Source organism: Buchnera aphidicola (Melanaphis sacchari), from assembly GCF_003096055.1.
Taxonomy (GTDB): Bacteria; Pseudomonadota; Gammaproteobacteria; order Enterobacterales; family Enterobacteriaceae; genus Buchnera; species Buchnera aphidicola_P.
On sequence record NZ_CP029161.1, the window covers coordinates 558059 to 580820 of the forward strand.

Consider the following 22762-nt stretch of genomic DNA (forward strand, 5'->3'; position numbering starts at 1 on the left):
AGAAAAATCAATGATTTATATTAATGAAATGATTAATTCTATTATTTTAGGAATAATAGAAGGAATAATAGAATTTTTTCCTGTTTCATCGACAGGGCATTTAATTATTATTACTCATTATTTTGATATAGGCAATCAAGAATTAAATGCATTAGAAATATTTACTCAACTTGGATCTTCATTAGGAATGTTGATATGTTTTTATAAAAAAATAAAAAAAATATTAAAAATAAATAAAAACAAAAAAAGAATAATAAAACATTATATATATGTATTACTTGTCTCTATTGTACCTACAATTCTCATAGGACTAACTTTTTATACATCAATTAAATTATTATCTAACGTAGTTCATGTAATATATGGATTATTATTCGGTGGATTTCTTCTTATTTTGTCTGAAATATTTAAACCAAAAAAATCAATAACAAATACTTTAAAAAAAATAAACTTGATTCAATCATTTATAATCGGATGCTTTCAAGTTTTATCGCTATATCCAGGATTTTCAAGATCTGGATCTACTATATCAACTGGAATATTATTAGGTCTAAAACGTTCGGTTGCAATAGATTTTTCTTTTATTATATCAATGCCACTTATATTAGGAGCATCAATTTTTGATTTAATAAAAAATATTCAAAATATAAACTTAATAAAAATTCCTTATTATTTTGGTGCATTTTTTACATCTTTTATAATATCACTGATATTTTTTAAAATTTTAATAAATCTTTTAAAAAAGATATCATTAATTTTTTTCGCCATTTATCGTATTTTATTATCATTTTTAATTTATTTTGATAGTTAAAAAACTTTTAAATAACATGTATTTTCTTACGCCAAGACTGAAGTTTTTGAACTCTTATTCGATTTAATTCGTTTTTAATTTCTAATCCCTTAAAACCTTGACTTAAAATTAATTTAATAGAAATATTTTTAATACTTTCAAAAGATTTTTTTAAAAAAAAATATTTTTTACTATTATTTTTTTTTTCATAAAAATAATTAAAATTTGTTAATAAAGATAATTTATCAATACGATCTGGCTTCCGCCAAGCATCTATCTTTAAAAAAAAATTCACAATATCCTGAGAAGACTGATAGTAGATATTTTTTAAAAAAATATAAAAGCCTGCGCTTAAAGTTGCTATTTCTCTTATGTGAGACGGAATATTAAGACGATTACATAAATTCTTAACAAGACAAGCAGCACTTTTATCGTAAAATTTTTTAATAGAAAAAAAAACGCTATCTTTACATAAAAATTGACATAAATAAGAGAAACGTACAGCAATATCTTCAGTTAAAATAGATATTTTTGATAATCTCATAAATAAAATAGAATTATTATATAAATTTTTAAAAAAATTTAACGAGAAAAAATTTTTTTCTTCAAATAAAAAAGATATTTCTGGAAAAATATAATAAAGCGCATGGCACGCATGCAATACTTGAAAATAAACATGAGGATTTAAAGTTTTAAGGGCTTTTTCAGTTTCTATCCATATTCGATTAGATGTTAAATGTAATAATTCTTTATTTTTAACCATAGAAATCATTAACATCATCGTTTCTGGGACAATCTGAAAACCTAAATGCATCAAAGAAGCTGCAAGTCTTGCTGTTCGTAAAACACGCAAAGGATCTTCTACAAACGAATGCGAAACATGACGTAATAAACAATTTTTTAAATCTTTTTTTCCTTGAAAGGGATCAATATAATTCCCCTTTTTATCTTGAGCAATAGCATTAATTGTTAAATCACGTCGAATTAAATCTTCTTTTAATGTAACATTTTTGTCAAAAATAAATTTAAAACCAGTATATCCTACACCTGATTTTCTTTCTCTACGCGCTAAAGAATATTCTTCATGTGTTTTTGGATGCAAAAATACTGGAAAATCTTTTCCAACTTGTTGAAATTTACTTTTTAATAATATCTCTTTTGTTCCGCCTACTACGACCCAATCTCTATCTGTAATGGGTAATTGCAATAATTTATCACGAACCGCTCCCCCTACTAAATATATTTTCATAAAAATGATCCTATACTAAAAAATAAAATTCTATGTCTATAAATTCTATTCTATAATAGAAAATTATTACTTATAATATTTTTTTAAAAAGTGCATAAAACTATATTTTTTAAAAATTATTTTAAATTAAGAAAATATCATGAAAAAAAATTTAATTGATTTTAAAAATGCTCTTGTTCTTGTTGTTGGAGATCTTATATTAGATTGTTATTGGTATAGTAAAAATTACTATGTATTACAAGAACAATCATTACCAATTGCCTCAATTTCAGAAATAAAACAACAGCCTGGTGGCGCTGCTAATGTTGCTAAAAACATCGCTGAAATTGGTGGAAATGCAAAAATTATTGGATTTATTGGAACAGATAATGAAGGATTAATTTTAAAAAAATTACTTCATCATATCAGAATTTGTCCTGATTTAATTACTATCAAACAAAATAAAACAATTACAAAAATTAGAATATTATCAGATAAAAAACAGTTAATCAGATTGGATTTTCAAGAAAAATATATTTGTAAAAAATTTAATTTATTATATAAAAAAATTATAAATTCATTAAAATATTATAAAATTTTAGTTTTATCAGATTATGCAAAAGGCACATTATCTAACGTAAAAAAAATTATTGAATTAGCAAAAGAAATGTCTATCCCTATACTTATAGATCCAAAGGGGGTAGATTTTGAAAAATATTCTGGAGCTAGTTTATTAACACCAAATCTTACTGAATTTGAAAAAATAGTTGGCGAGTGTAACGAAGAAAAACAATTATTAAAAAAGGGAATAAAATTACTATCCGATTTAAAATTAGAAGCTCTATTAGTTACTCGTTCTAAAAATGGAATGACTTTATTTCAACCCAAAAAAAATCCTATACACTTTCCAGCGAAATCTAAAAAAGCATGCGATGTAACAGGAGCAGGAGATACAGTAATTTCCATTATTGCCGCATCTTTAGCTGCTGGATATTCTTTAGAAGAATCTTGTTTTTATGCAAATATAGGAGCCGGTATAGTTGTTGAAAAAATTGGCACTGAAACAGTTAATATACAAGAATTAAACAAATTTTTAAACACTAAATAAATATATAAAAAATTTTATATCTAAGTATTTTTATAATAGTTAGATATAAAAATTAATAAATTATTAATAAATTACATATTTCTAGATTGCTCTTAAATTTTATTCAATATATAATAAAATTATCAATAAATAAATATAAAAAAAATTGATTAATAAATTTTTTAAAAATTTAAAAAATTAGTTATAAAAGGTTTTCAAAATGAATCATAAAAAATTACTTTCTGAATTTGGAAACCCCGTAGAACGTATTGAACAAGCAATACATTCCTTGCAATCTGGCCATGGAGTTATTATACTTGACGATGAAAAAAGAGAAAATGAAGGAGACCTTGTTTTTTCATGCGAAAAAATGACAGTAGAACAAATGGCTTTAACAATTCGATATGGCAGCGGAATTGTATGTTTATGCATTACTGAATCTCAACGGAAAAAATTAAATTTACCTATGATGGTAAAAAAAAATACCAGTACTTACCGCACTGGATTTACAGTAACAATAGAAGCTGCAAAAGGAATTTCTACTGGTGTTTCAGCACACGATAGACTAACTACTATTCAAGCAGCCATGGCAGATGATGCTAAACCTACAGATCTAAACAGACCAGGGCATGTTTTTCCTTTGCGAGCAGATACTGGAGGCGTTTTGGCTAGAGCCGGGCATACAGAAGCAGCAATTGAAATAGCATTACTCGCGGGCTTTAAGCCGGCTGGAGTAATTTGTGAGCTGACTAATAGAGACGGATCAATGTCTAGAACACCAGAAATTATTCAGTTCGCTAAACTTAAAAATATGAAAATATTTACTATAAAAGATTTAATTTTTTACATTCAAAATTATAAATAAATATTTTGATTAAATGTTTAAAAAATACAATTTCAGAAAATTTACAAATCACTTATTGACCATTTTGATTTAATAAATATTTCTAAAGGGAACATTCGTGCTTGCTTATAATATAAAAATCCAAGATGTGCTATCATGGCACCATTATCAGTGCAAAATTTTGGTTCAGCATAAAATGCTTGTCCACTAAATTCATTTTTCATCATGATGCGTGCTTTTTTACGTAAAATTTTATTTGCACTTACACCACCTGCCACCACCAATTTATTCCAACGTTTTTTTACTAACGCTTTTTTCGTTTTAATTAGCAAAATATCAATTACAGCATCTTCAAAAGCTAAAGCTATATCAGCTTTTTTTTGTTCATTTAAAATATTTTCATTAATAATTTTTGCAGTAAAGGTTTTTAATCCTGAAAAACTAAAATTTAAATTTTTATGATGAATCATAGGCCGAGGAAAATGAAATTTATCTTTTATTCCTTTAGTAGCTAAATTTGATAATTCATTTCCATTAGGAAATTTTAGTTTTAACAATTTTGCTATTTTATCAAATGCTTCACCTGCAGCATCATCTAAAGAACTTCCAAGAATTTCGTACTTTCCCACATTATGAGCTGCAATAATTTGAGTATGTTTACCTGAAACTAACAATCCAATAAATGGAAATTTAATTGACTTGTAATTTAACATTGGCGATAATAAGTGAGCTTCCATATGATTAACAGCAACAATAGGAATATTTAAAGAAATGCTAAAAGAATGAGCAAAAGTAGCTCCAACTAATAAAGAGCTATAAAAACCAGGCCCTGCAGTATATGCAATTAAATCAATTTCCTTCATAAAATTTATATGCTTTCTTTTTATTTTATCTAATAATCGCACTATGTTTTTCATATGCATCCGAGATGCTAGCTCTGGCACAATTCCTCCATATTTAGAATGTATCTTTTTCTGATTACTAAGCTCGTTAATCAATAATCCTTTAGAGCTATCATATAAAGCTAAACCTGTATCATCACAAGATGTTTCAATACCCAGCACTTTCATTTCTTTAGCCTTAAACAATCTTAATAATAATTAATGTATAATACACTTATTTTGAATCAATTGAAAAAAAAAGAACAAAAAATCACATTTAATATAAATGATACTTTACAAGCTTATATCAATTAAGATAGGATTTATAATTTAAGTATATAAAAACTATTATCCATTATTATTTTATAAGTCAAAAAATTAAGGTAATTTATCAAATGCCTATTATAAAAGTACGCGAAAATGAACCATTTGATGTCGCATTACGTCGTTTTAAGAGATCATGCGAAAAAGCAGGAATATTAGCAGAAATTCGAAGAAGAGAATTTTACGAAAAACCTACTACTGAACGCAAAAGAGCTAAAGCATCAGCTATAAAGCGTCTAGCGAAAAAATTAATGCGAGAAAATTCAAGACGCATTCGAATGTATTAAAATTATTTAATAAATTTAAAACCGTTTCTTTGAGAAACGGGATTTTTTCATCTAAATATATGTCTGGAAAAATACCTAAATATTTTATTAATGAGATATTATTTCGCACTGATATTGTTGCGCTTATTAATACAAAAATAAATTTAAAGAAATCTGGAAAAAATTACCAAACTCACTGTCCATTTCATAATGATAAAACTCCATCATTTACAGTAAGTTATGAAAAACAATTTTACTATTGTTTCGGATGCAATGCTCATGGAAACGTAATTGATTTCTTAATGAACTACGAACATTTAAACTTTATAGAAAGCATTGAAGAACTTGCAATATTACATGGACTTGATATTCCATTTGAAAAAAAAAATATAATTGAACGAAACAATTACTCAAAAAAACAAAAAGTTTATTCGTTAATAGAAAAATTATCTAATTTATATAAAAAAAATATATTAATTACTAATACTCCATATCAATACTTAAAAAAAAGAGGTATTAGTAATAATATGATTAATTTTTTTTCTATTGGTTTTTCAAGTTCTACCTGGAGTGCATTTTCTAAAAAATTAAATATCTCAAAAAAATTTGAAAAAGATCTATTAAATCAAAAAATTATTTCTATAAATCAATATAAAAAAATATATGATCCTTTTCAAGGGCGTATTATTTTCCCTATTTTTGATCAACATAATAGAACTATTGGATTTGGTGGGCGTTCAATAAATAATTTTTCACCAAAATATATTAATTCTCCTGAAACAAATATTTTTCAAAAAAGAAAACAAATTTACGGATTAAATCAAGTTATAAAAAAATATAAAAAACCTGAATATTTATTAGTCGTAGAAGGTTACATTGATGTTATTATGCTCACACAATATCGTATTAAATACGCTGTTTCATCCTTAGGAACATCTATAACAAAAGAACACATACAAGTTCTTTTTCGAAATACAGATACAATTATATATTGTTACGATGGCGATCATGCAGGGAGAGATGCCGCTTGGAGAGCTTTGAAAATTACATTACCGTACATATCTGATAAAAAAAATATGAAATTTATAGTGTTACCCAAAGATGAAGATCCTGATACTATAGTCCAAAAAGAGGGAAGAGAAAAATTTGAATTACGTATTAATAAGGCATTAACAATGTCAAAATATTTTTTTAAAAATATCCTAAAAAATATTGACTTATCGTCTAACGATGATAAATTTCATTTAAGCGTACGTACTTTACCTTTAATTAACTCTATACCTAGCGATACAATAAGAATTTATTTTCGTCAAAGATTAGCGAGAATAATAGGAATTTTAGATGATAATCAATTAGAAAAATTTTTATATGAAGAAGAAAGAAAAAATGAAAATGTAACATTTCAAATTAAAAAAACTCCCATGCGCATTTTAATAGGATTACTTATTCAGAATCCTTGCTTATCTGAATTAGTACCCTCAATAAAAAAATTTAAAAATATAAAAATAAAAGGTTTATCTATTTTTTTAGAAATTCTAAAAACATGCTTAAATAATCCAACTTTTAATACAGGCCAATTATTGGAATTCTACAGAGATAAAAAAATAATTAATATTATAAAAATTTTATCTAAATGGGATCATATGATAGTTCAAGAGGAAATTCAAAATATGTTTACAGATCTTTTAAAAAATATATACAAAAAAGATCTTGAACAAAAAAGAGATGATTTAATTTCTAAAGAAAGGTTAATAGGATTAACAAAATATGAAAAAGAAGAGATTTGGTCTATTAATAAAAAATTGTGTAAAAAATAATTTTTTTAATTTTTATTAATTGCCTTCTTTATTAAGAAATCAAAGTAATTTTACATATTTTTTTGAACAAATAGTCAATTAATACTTACTAAATAAAATTTGGATACATTCCTATGGAGCACAATCCGCACTCACGACTCAAACTGCTTGTTACACATGGCAAGGAACAAGGATACTTAACCTATGCCGAGGTTAACGATCATCTTCCGGATGATATTATAGATTCCGAGCAAGTCAATGATATCATTCAAATGATCAATGATATGGGAATTCCAGTCGTAGAAGAAGCACCTGATGCAGATGATTTGATGCTAAATCACATTCATTCGGATACTGACGAAGACACAGTAGAAGCTGCTACTCAAGTATTATCTAATGTCGATTCTGAACTAGGAAGAACAACGGATCCCGTCCGTATGTATATGCGAGAAATGGGAACTGTCGAATTACTCACAAGAGAAGGTGAAATTGACATAGCTAAACGTATTGAAGATGGCATTAATCAAGTACAATCTTCTGTTTCAGAATATCCAGAAGCAATTAATTATCTTTTAGAACAATATGATCGAATCAAAACAGGTCAAATTCGATTATCCGATATAATTACAGGTTTTGTAGATCCAAATGCAGAAGAAATTTTTTTCCCTCCTACAATTATAAATATTAACACTGAAATACTAGAGGATGTTATAAATAATGAAGATGATGAAAACGAAGACCACAACCAAAACAATAACTCGGATGAAGATGAAAATACAATTGATCCAGAATTAGCAAATGAAAAATTCTCAGAATTGCGGAAACAATATAATAATACAAATAATATTATAAAAAATAAAAATAGAAATCATAAAGATGCTTTACTGGAAATTTATAATTTGTCTGAAATATTTAAGCAATTTAGATTAGTACCTAAACAATTTGACCACTTAGTCAATAATATGCGTAATATGATGGATAGAGTAAGAACGCAAGAAAGAATTATTATGAAATTATGTACTGAAGAATGCAAAATGCCTAAAAAAAAGTTTATTAATATTTTTTCTGGAAAAGAAACAAGTTATTATTGGTTTAAAAAAGAACAAAATGCTAATCAACCTTGGTCGAAAAAATTAAAAAAAATTAAAGATAAAGTCTTTATTAGTATAGAAAAACTAATTCAAATAGAAAAAGAAACAGGCTTAAAAATAGAACAAGTAAAAGATATTAATAAAAGAATGTCTATTGGAGAAGCAAAAGCTCGTCGTGCAAAAAAAGAAATGGTAGAAGCTAATTTAAGATTAGTAATCTCCATTGCCAAAAAATATACTAACCGTGGATTACAATTTTTAGATTTAATTCAAGAAGGAAATATTGGTTTAATGAAAGCAGTTGATAAATTTGAATATCGTCGAGGTTACAAATTTTCAACATATGCCACCTGGTGGATTCGACAAGCAATTACTCGTTCCATTGCAGATCAAGCACGAACTATTAGAATTCCTGTTCATATGATAGAAACCATCAATAAACTTAACCGTATTTCTCGACAAATGCTGCAAGAGATAGGAAGAGAACCAACACCAGAAGAATTATCTGAAAAAATGTTAATTCCTGAAGATAAAATTAGAAAAGTTCTTAAAATAGCTAAAGAACCAATATCTATGGAAACACCCATTGGAGATGATGATGATTCTCATTTAGGTGATTTTATTGAAGATACAACGTTAGAACTTCCACTAGATTCAGCTACATCTGAAAGCTTAAGATCAGCAACACATGATATTTTATCAGGTCTTACAGCACGTGAAGCTAAAGTTCTTCGTATGCGATTCGGAATAGATATGAATACAGATCATACTTTAGAAGAAGTTGGAAAGCAATTTGATGTCACTCGAGAAAGAATAAGACAAATAGAAGCAAAAGCACTAAGAAAACTGCGCCACCCAAGCAGATCAGAAGTATTACGTAGTTTTTTGGATGATTAAAATAGAGTGATATACAATAAAATCAATAGTATTTAAATTTAAAAAATTAAAACAATTAAATGCCATCACCATGCTGAAAAAATTCCATACATAAAACTGAATTTTTTTTATTTTTCTCAAAAAAATTAATATTTTTATCATGTAATTTATTAACAATTTTAGCAGGAACACCAGCAACTGTCACATTTGGTGGAACATTTTTTATAACTACAGCACCAGCACCTATTTTTGATGCTAGACCAACTTCAATGTTTCCTAATATTTTTGCTCCAGCACCTATACTAACTTTTTTTCTAATAGTAGGATGTCTATTTTTACCATTAATTTTACCTGTTCCACCTAAAGTAACAGAATGCAGTATTGAAACCTCATCTTCTATAACCACACCTTCTCCAATCACAATGCCAGTAGCATGATCAAGCATAATTCCAGACCCTATATATGCAGCAGGATGAATGTCTACTGAAAAAACAGTGGATATTCTACTTTGCAAATAAATAGATAAATCATATTTTTTTTTATTCCAAAGATAGTTACTTAGCCGATATGCCTCTAAAGCATGAAAACCCTTTAAGTATAAAAAGGGGATTAAATAATTATTCACTACTGGGTCTTTTTGTAGTATAGCTTTAATGTCTTTAATTACAGAATTTAATATAGATGAATTATCTAAATATATTTTATTAAAAATACTTCTCATTTCCACTTTAGATACCATGGAATTAGCAAGTTTATTAGCTAATATATAACTCAAAGAATGATTTAGATTGTGATGTCTAAGTATATTTTTTTGATAAAAATTAAATAAAATTGGTTCTTTTTCGATCGAAATATTAGCTTCATGTAAAATATTATTCCACACTTTTACTGCTTCTGAAAAACACATCTTTTCTCCTAAATAAATGATTTTAATAAAAAAATATTTAATTAAATTTAAAGTATAAATTTTATATTAATATTATTTAATCTATTTTATCTTTTAAATTTTTATAAAAAATATCATCGAAATTAATTGGTGCAAGATTTAATTGCGGAAAACTTCCATAAGATACTAAAGTAGATATACATGTTCGAGCATATGGAAATAAAATATTTGGGCAATAAGCACCTAAACAATGTTTTAATTCATCTTTTTTTAGGTTTAAAATAAAAAAAATACCGGCTTGATAAACGTCACACAAAAAAAATAATTCTTTTTTATTTTTTACTATTACTTTTACTTGTAAAATAACTTCAAAAACATTTTTTTCTAATTGATGCGCAATACTGTTTAAATCAAATTTTATGATAGGGTTCCATTCTTTATGAAAAATATTTGGAGTTTTTGGAGCCTCGAAAGAAACATCTTTTATATAGATTCTTTGAATCTCAAAAAATTTCTTTTTTTGATTTTTATCCATAAGAAATCCGAAAGTATTAAATAATAAAAAAATTTTATATTTGATTATTATGAAAAATTATTAATAATTTTTCTAAAAATTATATTTTAGAAAATTACTTTTTTTTTGAAAAAATAATAGGTAAATTATCTTGGTTCCATAAATCCATTCCATTTTTTAAAATATAAATATCATTGAAGCCATATTTAATAAATTTTTTAATATATTTATTATGATTTTCTAATGTATTAATAATAAGAATAATAGGAGAAGATTTAGATATATTTAATTCTTGCATTACTTTTGAACAAATTTTTTCAAACGGAATATGAAAAGCATTAATGATATGCCCTGATTCATATAATTGCAATGATCTTGTATCAATAACAATAGCATTTTTTTTATTAATTAACTCTATAGCAAAAAAATTATTAATTAATTTAGATTGAAGATACAAATGTTTAATACTAAAAATTACTGCTAAAAAAAAAGAAATACACCAAACGAAACTGAGAAAGAAGTGATTCATAACAAAAAAAACTAAATCTTGCATATAGATCAATCCTTAAAATTTTTTATTAATATTAATTAAGGCATTTAAAATAATTTAAATGCCTATTAAAAGATTAAAGAAATATCTTTAAAAATATATAAAATATTTTAAATAATATTTAATCGATTTTTTTCTTTTTGTATTTCATTAAGAACTTGATCCGGAGAAACACCACCTTGAGAAAAACGTTTCTCAAGACATGCCTTTAAAGTAATATTTGAATATATATCTTTTTCAATAACAGAGCTATATTTTTGAAATACAGATAAATCAAGATCATTTAAAGATTTTTTTTCTTTAATTGCTCTAAGTACTAATTTACCCGATATATCATGAGCTTTTCGAAAAGGAATGCCTTTTTTTACCAAATAGTCTGCAATTTCAGTCGAATTAGAATAACTTTTTTCAGCAGCTTTTCGACATGATTGATTATTTACTTGAATATTTTTTAAAATTAAAGAAGCCATAGATAAACAATCGTTCCATGTTTTCATGGAATCAAATAAACCTTCTTTATCTTCTTGCATATCTTTATTATAGGATAATGGAAGAGATTTCAAAACTACTAAAATAGAAATCATAGAGCCATAAACTCGACCACATTTTCCGCGTATTAATTCTAAAGCATCTGGATTCTTTTTTTGAGGCATTAAAGATGATCCGGACGTAATAGAATCAGACAATTCAATAAAATTAGCTTCATTAGAATTAAAAAAAATTAAATCTTCAGAAAAGCGAGATAGGTGCATCATACCAATAGAAGCAAAAGATAATAATTCTACTACATAATCTCTATCAGAAACACTATCCAGTGAATTATTAGTGGCAGATGAAAAACCCATAGATAGTGCAAGTTTATCACGATTAATATTCCATGCAGTCCCAGACAAAGCTCCAGAACCTAACGGACTAACATCTATTCTTTTTAAAAGATCTTCTAGACGACTAACATCACGTTTTAACATCTGTAAATATGATAAACACCAGTAAGCAAAAGTAATAGGTTGGGCACGTTGCAAATGAGTATACCCTGGCATAATAACATTATGATTATTACTAGCAGTAATAACAAAAACTTTTTGTAAATTAATAATATTTTTTAATGTAACATGAATTATATTTTTACACCATAATTTTAAATCAGTTGCGATTTGATCATTTCTACTACGTCCAGTATGTAGCTTCTTTCCTAAATCTCCTACTTCTTTGATAAGATTTTCTTCTATCCAACTATGAATATCTTCAGAATTACTTTTTAATATCTCTTTAGCATTATTTAAAATTTTTTGTTTTAAAAAAAGCAACGCTGATTCTATTCTTTTTTGTTCGCTTTCAGTAAGAACACATGCCTCAACAAGAGAACGAGACCAAGCAACTGATGCTAATATATCACACTCAGCTAAAATATAATCAAAAGATAAAGAAGAATTAAACTTTTTGAAAAATTTATCAGATTCACCAAGAAACCTTCCACCCCATAGCGCCATATATTTTCTCTACTTTATATAATTAATTAATCAAATAAAATGCATTAATGTTTTTAAGAATTTTTAAAAATTAAATATCAACATCATTTTAATTTATTTTGAGCACGTATTTTTGAGGAAAGAGAAAAAAGACGAATAAAACCCTTAGCATCAGAGTGATGATAAACTTCATCTTTTCCAAAAGTAGCATATTCTTCAGAATATAAAGAATTTGGAGATCTTTTTTGAACTGCAATAACTGTTCCTTTATACAATTTTAATACAACTTCACCATTAACTGTTTTGGACAACACGTCAACTGAAGCTTGCAAAGACTCTCGAAGTGGAGTAAACCAACGACCATCATAAATAACAGAAGACATTTCTAACGCAATTTTTTCTCTCCATTGAAAACTTTCTCTATCCAAAACTAATTGTTCAATCGATCTAATAGCTGCATTTAAAATAGTACCAGCAGGCGTTTCGTAGCATCCTCTAGATTTAATCCCAATAATTCGGTTTTCAACAATGTCAATTCTTCCTATAGCATGTTTTGAACCAATTATATTTAATTCATTTACACATTGCAAAGGATTTAATTTTTTATTATTAATAGATACTACAGATCCTTCTTTTATTTTTAATAAAATATATTCTGGTACTTCCGGGGCATTTTCTGGTTCCTCTGTCCAACTCCAACAATCTTTATCTGGCTGATTCCAAGGATTTTCTAACCGACCGCCTTCAGTTGAAATGTGCCAGGAATTTTCATCTTTACTATAAATTTTTTCTAAAGTAGCTGTTGTAGAAATTTTTCTTTTTTCGAGATATTTTAATAATGACTCTCTTGAATTAAGATTCCATTCACGCCATGGAGCAATAACTTTTAAATGAGGGGCTAATGCAGCATAAACTATTTCAAAACGAACTTGATCATTTCCCTTTCCAGTCGCTCCATGACACAAAAATGAAGCTCCAATATTCAATGCAAATTCCACTTGTTTTTTAGCAATAACAGGTCTTGCAATTGCTGTGCCTAATAAATAATTACCCTCATATAGCGCACCAAATTTCAACATAGGATATACATAATTTTCTATAAAATCTTCTTTTAAATCAAACACATGACAACTATGAGCACCAGATTCTAATGCTTTTTTTTCTATATCTTTTAGATCGTTTTGAGATTGACCAATATCAGCAACAAACGCAATAACATCAACATTATAATTTTCTTTTAACCATGGAATAATTGCTGAAGTATCTAGACCGCCTGAATATGCTAATACAACTTTATGAATATTTTTTTTCATTTTTTATAAAACCTATTTAAATTAAAATAAAACTCTAGTACCAATATTAATTCCATTAAATAACAATTTTAATTGCTCTGTATTTTGCCAACTTGCAATATCAACTGGACGTTTTAATGCGTATGCTGCTTCTAGAGCCGCATTTACTTTAACGACCATACCATTAGTAATAATACCTTGTTCAATTAACTTTTTAGCTTGTATACTATCTATTTCTGGAATTCTTTGCCCTTTACCATCTAGTATCGAACTTATATCAGATAATAAAATTAAATGAGCCCCTAAGGTAGTTGACAAAGCAGTAGCAGCTAAATCAGCATTAACATTCATTAATAATCCATCTTCTGTTATTCCTACGGAACTAATAATAGGCAGCATACCTTGATTACAAAGTTGTTTAAGAAAAACTGGAGATCCGGGCATCGCTTGGCCTACATTTCCTAAGTTTTTATTTAATTGTTTTACAATTACACTTTTTCCATCAGCTAAACATAAACCAACAGAATCTATTTTATATTTTAATGCCCATGAAAGAAGAATTTTATTAGCTGTTCCCGATAATACCCCTGTGATAATATTAATATATTCAGCTGGAGTAGTTCGTAAGCCATTTCTTTTTTCAATAGGTATGGATAGTTTATCCATCAAATCATCTATTAATCTACCCCCTCCATGAACAATTAAAATATGTCGTTTATTATATTTTTTATACTCGAGAAGCGCTTGGAATAAACGGTTCATTGCGGTATCGCTTTCAAGAAGAACACCACCTAATTTAATAACTAATGGACTTATCATTAAAAAAATACCTTATTAACTATAAAGAATTGATTCTGTTTCAGAAAATCCAAAACGAATGTTAAAACATTGCACCGCTTGTGCAGCTGCACCTTTTAATAAATTATCTTCTGCAACAACAATTACTATATATTTATCTTTTATAGTAAAACCAATGTCACAAAAGGGTAACTTTGCAACAGATTTAATACTAGGAAGATATTTTTTGTATATTCTAATCAATGACTTATCTTTATAAAAATTATTATAAATATTATAAATATCTATTAGTTCTAAATTACATTTTAGCTGGCAAGTAATTGTAGCAATAATTCCTCGAGGAAAAGGACCTAAATGAGGAATAAAAATTATTGGAATACCTAAATGCTCTATAATTTCGGGAGTATGACGATGCTTAAAAATATTATACGGCTGCAGACTCACTTCGCAAAAACTATTATTCATATTAGGATTTTTACCAGATCCACTCACACCACTAATAGCATTGACAATAGGTATATACTTAGAAGATAAAAAATCAGCCTCTAAAATAGGCTTTAATGCTAATTGAACACATGTTGCATAACATCCTGGAACTGAAATTAATTGAGCTCTACGAATTTTTTTTTGATTCCATTCAGCTAAACCATAAACAGAATTTTTTAAAATTTCTGGATATTTATGAGAGAATCCATAATATTTTTTATAAACTTCAATATTTTGCATCCTATATGAACCAGATAAATCTAATACCACGCAATTTAAAGATAAAAAAAAGGGAACAAGAAAATGGCTAATATGATGATCTGTAGCTAAAAAAACAGCATGAATATCTTTATTTATAATGCTTGACTTATTTATTTCTTCGAATGGTAGATCAATTATATTAGTGAATTCTTGATGTAATTCTGAAAATAATTTTCCTGAATTTTTACTATTTTTTGCAACAAATATTTTTCTTATTTTAGCAAATGTATGACGATGAATATAATTGACTAATTCTGCACCAGTATATCCACTAGCGCCAACAATTAAAACATTTAACATAAAAGTAATAAACCTTGAATAAAATATAACTATTTCTTATGAAGTAAAAATTTTAGAATATTAGCTATAATGTTTTATTAAATATATTGATATCTTTTATAATGTGATATTATTAATTTACAATTTGTCAAAAAATCTTTATATATGACTAGAAAAATACCTTCTTTTATTGAAATATATAAATCACTAATCAAAATACCTACAATTAGCAGTGAAAATAAATTAATTGATCAAACTAATAAAAATTTAATTTATTTACTATCTAATTATTTTTCTGATTTAAAATTTTTAATAAAAATTAAAAATATACCATATACTAATAAATTTAATATGTTAGCGTCCATCGGATATGGCGAGGGAGGTCTTTTGCTTTCCGGCCATACAGACACCGTAAATTTTGATGATACATCATGGACACAAGATCCTTTTCAACTAATCGAAAAAAATAATAAATTATATGGATTGGGTGTAGTAGATATGAAAGGTTTTTTTGCTTTTATACTAGATATAATATCATCTATAGATTTAAAAAAACTAAAAAAACCTCTTTATATCCTTGGCACCGCAAATGAAGAAACAGATATGTCAGGCGCAAGATATTTTATTCAATCTACAAATATTAAACCAGACTGTATCATTATTGGAGAACCAACATCATTAGAATTAATTACAGCTCATAAAGGACATACGTCTTACTCCCTAGAAGTAATCGGTAAAACAGCTCATTCTAGTAATCCTGCTATTGGTATTAATAGTATTGATATTATGCATAAAATTATAAATAAATTGATTTCTTTAAAGAAATATTTTAAGAAAAAATATTTTCATAAAGATTTTTCTATTTCATACCCTACTATGAATTTTGCTTCTATACAGGGAGGAGATGCAATTAATAAAATTTGTTCATCATGTATTTTAAATTTTGAAATAAGACCTACACCTGGATTAACTGTAAAAAAAATTGAAATTTTAATTCAAAATAAATTAAAAAAAATTATAAAAAAATGGCCTGATCGTATTATTTTAAAAAATCTTTTTTTTTCCGTACCTTCATATGAATATTCATCAGAAAAAAAAATACTTAACACTATAGAAAAATCTTGCAAATTAATAAATAAAACAGTTGATTATTGTACTGAAGCTCCCTTTTTTCAAAAAATTGCACCCACTTTAATACTAGGTCCTGGTTCAATTCAACAAGCTCATTGTTCTAATGAATATTTAGATTGTCATTTTATCCAGCCAACTAAAAATATTTTTGAAAAAATAATAAAAAAATTTTGCTATTAAAATAAAAAATAATTTTTTAATAATATTAATTATCTAAAAGTTTAGAATTTTATAAACTTAATGATTTAAGAAAGTAACACGTAGAATATACTACATCTGATTTATTTAAACTATAGAAATGAAAATTTTTTACACCTTCTGTAAATAATTTTTTTACAATATCTATTAATATATTTACACCTATTAATCTTTGAGTGGTTAAATCATCCTCTAATTTATTAAACATCTTAAAGATCCATTTTGGTATAGTGACATTAGTCATTGTAGAAAATTTTTTCAATTGTTGAAAGTTATAAATTGGCAATATTCCTGGTATAATTTCGACATTAATACCATTTTTTATACATTGATCACGAAAATTTAAATAACTATCAATATTAAAAAAAAACTGAGTTATAGCGCGATTAGCACCTGCATCAATTTTCTTTTTTAAATTTAAAATATCATCTTTCATATTATCTGATTCTGGATGTCTTTCTGGATAAGCGGCTACAGAAATATCAAAATCAGCAATTTTTTTAAGAAAAGTAACTAAATCTGCAGCGTACATAATATGTTTATGCATCTTATTTTTTGCATCACCTCGCAAAGCAACTATATTTCGTATACCGCTTTTCCAATACAATCGCGCTATTTTTTCTAATTCTATTGGCGTATTATTCACGCAAGTTAAATGCGGAGCCGTAATAACACCCGTCTTTTTATATATTTTTTGAACTATTTCATATGTTTTTTTTTCTTCTCCATTATTCGCTCCATGAGTGACAGAAAAAAAAGAAGGATTTAATTTAATCAATTTTAAAATTGAAAGATATAGTTTATTCTCTAAATCTATGTTTTTAGGAGGAAAAAATTCAAAAGAAAATTGTAAAGTATTTTTTAAACTTTCTAATCTGTTATGAATAGTTTCTTGATAATGCTTATTTAAAAAATTCATTTTTATTAACCTTGAATTATAATATGTACATTATAATAATATTATACTAAATAATTATACTAATAATTAAAAAATTTAATTTAAATTTTCAAGATATATATAATATTTTATTATTATTTAATTTCTTAAAAATATTAAACTTACTTTCAAAAGAATTTATAATGCATAAAAAAAAACTTTTTACAAATCTTTAAAATATTTAAACACATTCAGAATTAATGTAACAGCAAAAAAAATTATTTTCGTTACAACAATTCAATTACTACTTGATATATGGAAAAAATACAGATTAAAAAACATTCCTTGTATTATTTTAGGCGAAGGTAGTAATGTTCTTTTTTTAGAAAATTATGAAGGAATAGTAATAATTAATAGGATTAAGGGAATTAAAATTAAAGAAAAAAAAAATTTTTGGTCGCTACATATTTTATCAGGAGAAAAATGGAGTGATTTAGTTAGTTATACATTACGAATTAAAATATTTGGATTAGAAAACTTAGCTTTAATACCAGGATGCATAGGATCTGCTGCTATCCAAAATATCGGTGCTTATGGATTAGAATTTAAAGAAATTTGCGAATACGTTGATGTAATTTCATTAAAAAATGGAAAAATTATAAGAATGCAAAATAAAGAATGTAATTTTTCTTATCGAAATAGTATTTTTAAAAATAAATATAATTATGGTTATGCGATCATTGCTGTTGGTATAAAAGTATCTAAAACCTGGAAACCTATTGTATCTTCTATATTCTTTAAAAAAGAAATTTTTAAAATAAATCCATATAAAATATACAATATAATATGTAAATTAAGAAAAAAAAAAATTCCAGATCCTAATAAATTAGGAAATGCTGGTAGCTTTTTTAAAAATCCTATTATTCATCCTAAAAAAGCAAAAAAGATTTTATTTTTATACAAAGATATGCCATATTTTCTTGAAAAAAATGGTTTTATAAAAATTCCTGCTGCATGGTTAATTGAACATTCTAATTTTAAAAATATTCATATTGGCGATGCAGCTATTTATCAAAAACAGAAACTTATACTAATCAATAAGAAAAAAGCTAAATCAAAAGATATTTTAAAATTAGCTATAAAAATACAAAAACATGTGTTAAAGAAATTTTATATTCTTTTAAAACCAGAAGTAGATCTTATTAGTTCATCAGGAAAGATAAAATTATTATAAAAAATTAAATGAATTTGATACAATTATTTTTATCTTTAATAAGATATTTTTAAAAAAATTATTTCTTTAAAAAAACTTGCAATAAAAATGAAAAATTATATAATAAGAAAATAAAATTACTCATATTTAATTTTATTTTAACAAAAAATTAATTAATATTAAAATTTAATTAAATAAAAAATAAATAGCCGGCTTAGCTCAGCAGGCAGAGCAACTGACTTGTAATCAGTAGGTCACCAGTTCGATTCCGGTAGCCGGCAAAAATCGCTAAAAGGTGGGATTCCCGAGCGGCCAAAGGGAGCAGACTGTAAATCTGCCGTCTTAGACTTCGAAGGTTCGAATCCTTCTCCCACCAAAAATACGCGGACATCGTATAGTGGCTATTACCTCAGCCTTCCAAGCTGATGACACGGGTTCAATTCCCGTTGTCCGCTCAAATTCAGCTGATATGGCTCAGTAAGGTAGAGCACACCCTTGGTAAGGGTGAGGTCCCCAGTTCAAATCTGGGTATCAGCATAAATTTTAATTTTTTAACTTTTTTAAAAAATAATTTTTTTATATCAAATCACCAAATCTCACCTGTATTATATAAAACTATCTAATTCTAATTTTACTTAAAAATAGCAAAATATTAAAATAATATATTTCTATTAATTAGAAAATTTAATATTTTTAATAAAAAAATATTATTTATATAAAAAGAAAAATATTTTTAGTAAAAAATATATTTTTTCTATTTATTATTTTATAATTCTAAGGAAAATTATGAATATAAAAATTTTTAATTTCAGAAAATCTAAATATTTAGAAAAAATGAAATGGCTTTTAATATCTATTTTTTTAATTTTACCTATTTTCATTAACAATAATTTTTTTCAAATTAATATTTTTATTTGCAGAGGAGCAGTACTTATTTCAATTATGTTAGCAATAATTATTGCACTAACAACAGAAAAAGGAAAAAATATTCTAACATATATAAATGCATCAAAAAATGAGATGAAAAAAATAATATGGCCCCAATATAAGGAAACTTTACACACTACATGTATAATTATTTTCATCGCAGTAATCATGTCTCTTCTTGTATGGGGAATTGATAGCATTATATTTCGTTTAATAACATTTCTTATTAATCTAAGGTTTTAAAAAAAATGCAAGAAAGTTTAAAAAAAAAGTGGTATGTGCTACAAGCTTTCTCTGGATTTGAAGGGCGTGTCGTACAATCAATACAAGAACATGTTAAATTAAAAAAAATGAATGACTATTTCGGAGAAGTTATGGTTCCTTCTGAGGAAGTAATTGAAATCAGAGGAGGCCAACGTAGAAAAAGTGAACATAAGTTTTTTCCTGGATACGTATTAATTCACATGATTATGACAGATGCAACTTGGCATTTAATAAGAAATATACCTCGAGTACTGGGATTTATTGGAGGAAGATCGGATAAACCATCGCCTATTAGTGATAAAGAAGTAGAAATAATAATTAACCGACTTCGACAAATCGGAGATAAACCAAGACCCAAAACTTTATTTGAACCAGGAGAAATGATTCGAGTTAATGATGGACCTTTTGCTGATTTTAACGGTATAGTAGAAGAAGTAGATTATGAAAAAAGTAGATTAAAAGTATCAGTCTCTATTTTTGGAAGATCTACGCCAGTAGAATTAGATTTTAGACAAGTCGAAAAAAATTAAAATTTTTTTATTTAAAACAAGGTCTTATAAAATGGCAAAAAAAATACAATCTTATATCAAACTTCAAATATCTGCAGGAATGGCTAATCCAAGTCCCCCAATTGGTCCCGCTCTAGGACAAAAAGGCGTAAATATCATGGAATTTTGTAAATTATTTAATACAAAAACAGAAAATCTAGAAAAAGGACTGCCTATACCAGTAATTATTACAGTGTATTCAGATCGATCATTTACATTTGTTACTAAAACACCTCCGGCTTCTATTTTATTAAAAAAATCTGTAGGAATAAAATCTGGATCTAAAAAACCAAAAATAGAAAATATAGGTAAAATCACTAATTTAAAAATTAAAGAAATAGCGATGATCAAGCAACAAGATATGACTGGTTCAAGTATTAAAAAAATTATGGAATCTATCAAAGGAACTGCTAAATCTATGGGCTTAATTATTGAAGATTAAAATTATGAAAAAAATCAATAAACGTATGAAAAATACAAAAAAAAATATTGATGTTAAAAAATTATATCACATTGATGAATTAATAGAATTACTAAAAAAAACATCAAAAGTAAAATTTGTTGAAAGTATTGATATTTCTATTAATCTAGGAATAGATCCTAAAAAATCAGATCAGAATATTCGAGGGTCTACCATATTACCTTATGGAATAGGTCGTAATGTTAAAGTTGCTGTATTTACACAAGGAGAAAATGTTAAAAAAGCTCAAAAAGCAGGAGCAGAATTTATTGGAATGGAAGATTTATCTGAAAAAATTAAGAAAGAAGGCATTCAGTTCGATAGAGCTATTGCTTCACCTGACGCCATGAAAATTGTCACTCAATTGGGACATATATTAGGACCACGCGGACTGATGCCAAACCCTAAATTAGGGACTGTTACAACAAATATTTATGAAGCAATCAAAAATGTTAAAAAAGGACAAGTTCAATATAGAAGTGATAAAAATGGAATTGTTCACTCTACTATAGGTAGAATTAATTTTAAATCCAATCAAATTAAGAAAAATTTTAACATTTTTTTAGAATCTATTAAAAAATCTAAACCCCCTCAATCAAAAGGTATTTATATAAAAAAAATTACTTTATCAAGTACAATGGGAATAGGATTAATTCTTGATCAATCTAACTTGAATATTTAAATTTTTTTTAACTTTACGAGAATAAAAAAATTATCTATAATAGCCCTTTTTTTAAAGAAAAAACTATAATTTTTTTACTAAAAAATTCCAAAATATATAAATTTTTAAAAAAATTTAACTTAATATTTTTAGAATTTTAATATTTTTTAAAATAATTGATCTTTTATATAACATATTACAGATTTAAAAATTAATTAAACGTCTTTTCTCTAAATTAAATATCGGAGAATGCGATAAATGGCATTAAAAATTGATAAAAAAAAAATAATTATTTCTAAAATCCATCAAATTTCAAATTTAGCGCTATCAGCAATTATCGCAAATTCCCAAAATATTTCTGTAAATGAAATTAATCAACTTCGCAAATCTGGACGCGAAGTGGGCGTTAAAATGAATATTGTACGAAATACTCTACTAAAATTAGCGATTAAAAATACATCTTTTGAATGCTTAAAAGATAAAATAAAAGGGTCAACTTTTATTGCTTATTCCACAAAACATCCTGGAAGCGGTGCAAGATTATTTAAAAATTTTGAAAAAAAAAATTCACATTTCAAAATTAAGGGGGCTGTATTTGAAGGAAAACTATTATCTGATTTAGAAATCAATCAACTTGCAGATATGCCGACTTATGAAGAAGCAATATTAAAACTTGTCGTGATACTAAAAGTATTAGCTGCAGGCAAACTTATTTATACGTTATCCGCTATCAAAGAAAAAAAAGAAACCTCTTAAAGAGTTACT

23 protein-coding genes and 4 tRNA genes are annotated in these 22762 nt (G+C 26.0%); 17 read left to right on the forward strand and 10 right to left on the reverse strand.

Annotated features, from left to right (window positions below):
* Positions 1-10 precede the first annotated feature (10 nt).
* Entirely contained in the window at positions 11-811 is an 801-nt protein-coding gene (locus DD681_RS02745) for an undecaprenyl-diphosphate phosphatase (protein ID WP_158341472.1), read from the forward strand.
* Between the two features lie 7 nt (positions 812-818).
* Here the strand turns inward: DD681_RS02745 and DD681_RS02750 are convergent, their stop codons facing one another.
* Complete coding sequence (locus DD681_RS02750; protein ID WP_158341473.1) at positions 819-2039, reverse strand: tRNA CCA-pyrophosphorylase; 1221 nt, start codon at positions 2037-2039, stop codon at positions 819-821.
* Between the two features lie 139 nt (positions 2040-2178).
* Between DD681_RS02750 and rfaE1 the strand changes: the two genes are divergently transcribed.
* Both rfaE1 and ribB read left to right on the forward strand, forming a co-directional pair.
* Positions 2179-3126 carry a D-glycero-beta-D-manno-heptose-7-phosphate kinase gene (gene rfaE1, locus DD681_RS02755; protein ID WP_158341474.1) on the forward strand — a complete coding sequence of 316 codons (948 nt, stop codon included), beginning with the start codon at positions 2179-2181 and terminating at the stop codon, positions 3124-3126.
* A 199-nt stretch (positions 3127-3325) separates the two neighbouring features.
* Positions 3326-3970 carry a 3,4-dihydroxy-2-butanone-4-phosphate synthase gene (gene ribB / locus DD681_RS02760; protein WP_158341475.1) on the forward strand — a complete coding sequence of 215 codons (645 nt, stop codon included), beginning with the start codon at positions 3326-3328 and terminating at the stop codon, positions 3968-3970.
* Positions 3971-4011: 41 nt separating this feature from the next.
* Here ribB and tsaD read toward each other — a convergent pair whose 3' ends face one another.
* On the reverse strand, positions 4012-5019 hold the full coding sequence (tsaD, locus tag DD681_RS02765; RefSeq protein ID WP_158341476.1) for a tRNA (adenosine(37)-N6)-threonylcarbamoyltransferase complex transferase subunit TsaD: 1008 nt from the start codon (positions 5017-5019) through the stop codon (positions 4012-4014).
* 206 nt (positions 5020-5225) lie between these two features.
* On the opposite strand from tsaD, the gene rpsU reads away from it, so the two are divergent.
* From rpsU to rpoD, 3 genes are all read left to right on the forward strand, one after another.
* Positions 5226-5441 carry a 30S ribosomal protein S21 gene (rpsU, locus tag DD681_RS02770; RefSeq protein WP_158341477.1) on the forward strand — a complete coding sequence of 72 codons (216 nt, stop codon included), beginning with the start codon at positions 5226-5228 and terminating at the stop codon, positions 5439-5441.
* Positions 5442-5500: 59 nt separating this feature from the next.
* A complete protein-coding gene (dnaG, locus tag DD681_RS02775; RefSeq protein ID WP_158341478.1) occupies positions 5501-7237 on the forward strand; it encodes a DNA primase in 1737 nt (578 codons plus the stop codon).
* A gap of 113 nt (positions 7238-7350) precedes the next feature.
* Positions 7351-9204 carry an RNA polymerase sigma factor RpoD gene (gene rpoD / locus DD681_RS02780; protein WP_158341479.1) on the forward strand — a complete coding sequence of 618 codons (1854 nt, stop codon included), beginning with the start codon at positions 7351-7353 and terminating at the stop codon, positions 9202-9204.
* A 55-nt stretch (positions 9205-9259) separates the two neighbouring features.
* On the opposite strand, the gene cysE is transcribed toward rpoD, so the two are convergent.
* From cysE to argC, 7 genes are all read right to left on the reverse strand, one after another.
* The gene (gene cysE / locus DD681_RS02785; protein ID WP_158341480.1) at positions 9260-10090 is read right to left on the reverse strand and encodes a serine O-acetyltransferase; all 831 of its coding nucleotides are present in this window, start codon (positions 10088-10090) and stop codon (positions 9260-9262) included.
* Positions 10091-10166: 76 nt separating this feature from the next.
* Positions 10167-10604: a protein-export chaperone SecB gene (secB, locus tag DD681_RS02790; protein WP_158341481.1), complete on the reverse strand. Its 438-nt coding sequence runs from the start codon at positions 10602-10604 to the stop codon at positions 10167-10169.
* 94 nt (positions 10605-10698) lie between these two features.
* The gene (locus DD681_RS02795; RefSeq protein WP_158341482.1) at positions 10699-11136 is read right to left on the reverse strand and encodes a rhodanese-like domain-containing protein; all 438 of its coding nucleotides are present in this window, start codon (positions 11134-11136) and stop codon (positions 10699-10701) included.
* Between the two features lie 107 nt (positions 11137-11243).
* Positions 11244-12623: an argininosuccinate lyase gene (gene argH, locus DD681_RS02800; protein WP_158341483.1), complete on the reverse strand. Its 1380-nt coding sequence runs from the start codon at positions 12621-12623 to the stop codon at positions 11244-11246.
* An 83-nt stretch (positions 12624-12706) separates the two neighbouring features.
* Complete coding sequence (locus DD681_RS02805; protein ID WP_158341484.1) at positions 12707-13915, reverse strand: argininosuccinate synthase; 1209 nt, start codon at positions 13913-13915, stop codon at positions 12707-12709.
* Between the two features lie 21 nt (positions 13916-13936).
* Positions 13937-14710, reverse strand: a complete 774-nt coding sequence (argB, locus tag DD681_RS02810) for an acetylglutamate kinase (protein ID WP_158341546.1) — start codon at positions 14708-14710, stop codon at positions 13937-13939.
* Between the two features lie 18 nt (positions 14711-14728).
* On the reverse strand, positions 14729-15739 hold the full coding sequence (gene argC, locus DD681_RS02815; protein ID WP_158341485.1) for an N-acetyl-gamma-glutamyl-phosphate reductase: 1011 nt from the start codon (positions 15737-15739) through the stop codon (positions 14729-14731).
* 144 nt (positions 15740-15883) lie between these two features.
* Between argC and argE the strand changes: the two genes are divergently transcribed.
* Positions 15884-17029: an acetylornithine deacetylase gene (gene argE / locus DD681_RS02820; protein WP_158341486.1), complete on the forward strand. Its 1146-nt coding sequence runs from the start codon at positions 15884-15886 to the stop codon at positions 17027-17029.
* 49 nt (positions 17030-17078) lie between these two features.
* On the opposite strand, the gene metF is transcribed toward argE, so the two are convergent.
* The gene (metF, locus tag DD681_RS02825) at positions 17079-17966 is read right to left on the reverse strand and encodes a methylenetetrahydrofolate reductase (RefSeq protein WP_158341487.1); all 888 of its coding nucleotides are present in this window, start codon (positions 17964-17966) and stop codon (positions 17079-17081) included.
* A 238-nt stretch (positions 17967-18204) separates the two neighbouring features.
* Here metF and murB point away from each other — a divergent pair, with 238 nt between their 5' ends.
* The 10 genes from murB (at position 18205) to rplJ (ending at position 22753) form a co-directional block, all read left to right on the forward strand.
* Positions 18205-19158 carry a UDP-N-acetylmuramate dehydrogenase gene (gene murB / locus DD681_RS02830; protein ID WP_261788372.1) on the forward strand — a complete coding sequence of 318 codons (954 nt, stop codon included), beginning with the start codon at positions 18205-18207 and terminating at the stop codon, positions 19156-19158.
* Positions 19159-19345: 187 nt separating this feature from the next.
* Positions 19346-19418 (forward strand) — tRNA-Thr (locus tag DD681_RS02835).
* Between the two features lie 13 nt (positions 19419-19431).
* A tRNA-Tyr gene (locus DD681_RS02840) sits at positions 19432-19513 on the forward strand.
* A 7-nt stretch (positions 19514-19520) separates the two neighbouring features.
* Positions 19521-19592, forward strand: a tRNA-Gly gene (locus DD681_RS02845).
* Positions 19593-19600: 8 nt separating this feature from the next.
* A tRNA-Thr gene (locus tag DD681_RS02850) sits at positions 19601-19674 on the forward strand.
* Positions 19675-19923: 249 nt separating this feature from the next.
* Entirely contained in the window at positions 19924-20307 is a 384-nt protein-coding gene (gene secE, locus DD681_RS02855; protein ID WP_158341489.1) for a preprotein translocase subunit SecE, read from the forward strand.
* Positions 20308-20312: 5 nt separating this feature from the next.
* Complete coding sequence (gene nusG / locus DD681_RS02860) at positions 20313-20858, forward strand: transcription termination/antitermination protein NusG (protein WP_158341490.1); 546 nt, start codon at positions 20313-20315, stop codon at positions 20856-20858.
* 31 nt (positions 20859-20889) lie between these two features.
* A complete protein-coding gene (gene rplK / locus DD681_RS02865; protein WP_158341491.1) occupies positions 20890-21318 on the forward strand; it encodes a 50S ribosomal protein L11 in 429 nt (142 codons plus the stop codon).
* Positions 21319-21322: 4 nt separating this feature from the next.
* Positions 21323-22018: a 50S ribosomal protein L1 gene (rplA, locus tag DD681_RS02870; protein WP_158341492.1), complete on the forward strand. Its 696-nt coding sequence runs from the start codon at positions 21323-21325 to the stop codon at positions 22016-22018.
* A gap of 237 nt (positions 22019-22255) precedes the next feature.
* Entirely contained in the window at positions 22256-22753 is a 498-nt protein-coding gene (gene rplJ, locus DD681_RS02875) for a 50S ribosomal protein L10 (protein WP_158341493.1), read from the forward strand.
* Positions 22754-22762: the final 9 nt, after the last annotated feature.

Excerpts from the sequence above, each read along its gene's own strand:
- rfaE1 (WP_158341474.1), top strand. The coding sequence starts at position 2,179 with ATGAAAAAAAATTTAATTGATTTTAAAAATGCTCTTGTTCTTGTTGTT.
- ribB (WP_158341475.1), top strand. The coding sequence starts at position 3,326 with ATGAATCATAAAAAATTACTTTCTGAATTTGGAAACCCCGTAGAACGT.
- rplK (WP_158341491.1), top strand. The coding sequence starts at position 20,890 with ATGGCAAAAAAAATACAATCTTATATCAAACTTCAAATATCTGCAGGA.
- dnaG (WP_158341478.1), top strand. The coding sequence starts at position 5,501 with ATGTCTGGAAAAATACCTAAATATTTTATTAATGAGATATTATTTCGC.
- DD681_RS02745 (WP_158341472.1), top strand. The coding sequence starts at position 11 with ATGATTTATATTAATGAAATGATTAATTCTATTATTTTAGGAATAATA.
- tsaD (WP_158341476.1), bottom strand. The coding sequence starts at position 5,019 with ATGAAAGTGCTGGGTATTGAAACATCTTGTGATGATACAGGTTTAGCT.
- argE (WP_158341486.1), top strand. The coding sequence starts at position 15,884 with ATGACTAGAAAAATACCTTCTTTTATTGAAATATATAAATCACTAATC.
- argC (WP_158341485.1), bottom strand. The coding sequence starts at position 15,739 with ATGTTAAATGTTTTAATTGTTGGCGCTAGTGGATATACTGGTGCAGAA.
- secE (WP_158341489.1), top strand. The coding sequence starts at position 19,924 with ATGAATATAAAAATTTTTAATTTCAGAAAATCTAAATATTTAGAAAAA.
- rplA (WP_158341492.1), top strand. The coding sequence starts at position 21,323 with ATGAAAAAAATCAATAAACGTATGAAAAATACAAAAAAAAATATTGAT.
- rplJ (WP_158341493.1), top strand. The coding sequence starts at position 22,256 with ATGGCATTAAAAATTGATAAAAAAAAAATAATTATTTCTAAAATCCAT.
- cysE (WP_158341480.1), bottom strand. The coding sequence starts at position 10,090 with ATGTGTTTTTCAGAAGCAGTAAAAGTGTGGAATAATATTTTACATGAA.
- rpsU (WP_158341477.1), top strand. The coding sequence starts at position 5,226 with ATGCCTATTATAAAAGTACGCGAAAATGAACCATTTGATGTCGCATTA.
- nusG (WP_158341490.1), top strand. The coding sequence starts at position 20,313 with ATGCAAGAAAGTTTAAAAAAAAAGTGGTATGTGCTACAAGCTTTCTCT.
- DD681_RS02795 (WP_158341482.1), bottom strand. The coding sequence starts at position 11,136 with ATGCAAGATTTAGTTTTTTTTGTTATGAATCACTTCTTTCTCAGTTTC.
- metF (WP_158341487.1), bottom strand. The coding sequence starts at position 17,966 with ATGAATTTTTTAAATAAGCATTATCAAGAAACTATTCATAACAGATTA.
- argH (WP_158341483.1), bottom strand. The coding sequence starts at position 12,623 with ATGGCGCTATGGGGTGGAAGGTTTCTTGGTGAATCTGATAAATTTTTC.
- DD681_RS02750 (WP_158341473.1), bottom strand. The coding sequence starts at position 2,039 with ATGAAAATATATTTAGTAGGGGGAGCGGTTCGTGATAAATTATTGCAA.
- DD681_RS02805 (WP_158341484.1), bottom strand. The coding sequence starts at position 13,915 with ATGAAAAAAAATATTCATAAAGTTGTATTAGCATATTCAGGCGGTCTA.
- secB (WP_158341481.1), bottom strand. The coding sequence starts at position 10,604 with ATGGATAAAAATCAAAAAAAGAAATTTTTTGAGATTCAAAGAATCTAT.
- rpoD (WP_158341479.1), top strand. The coding sequence starts at position 7,351 with ATGGAGCACAATCCGCACTCACGACTCAAACTGCTTGTTACACATGGC.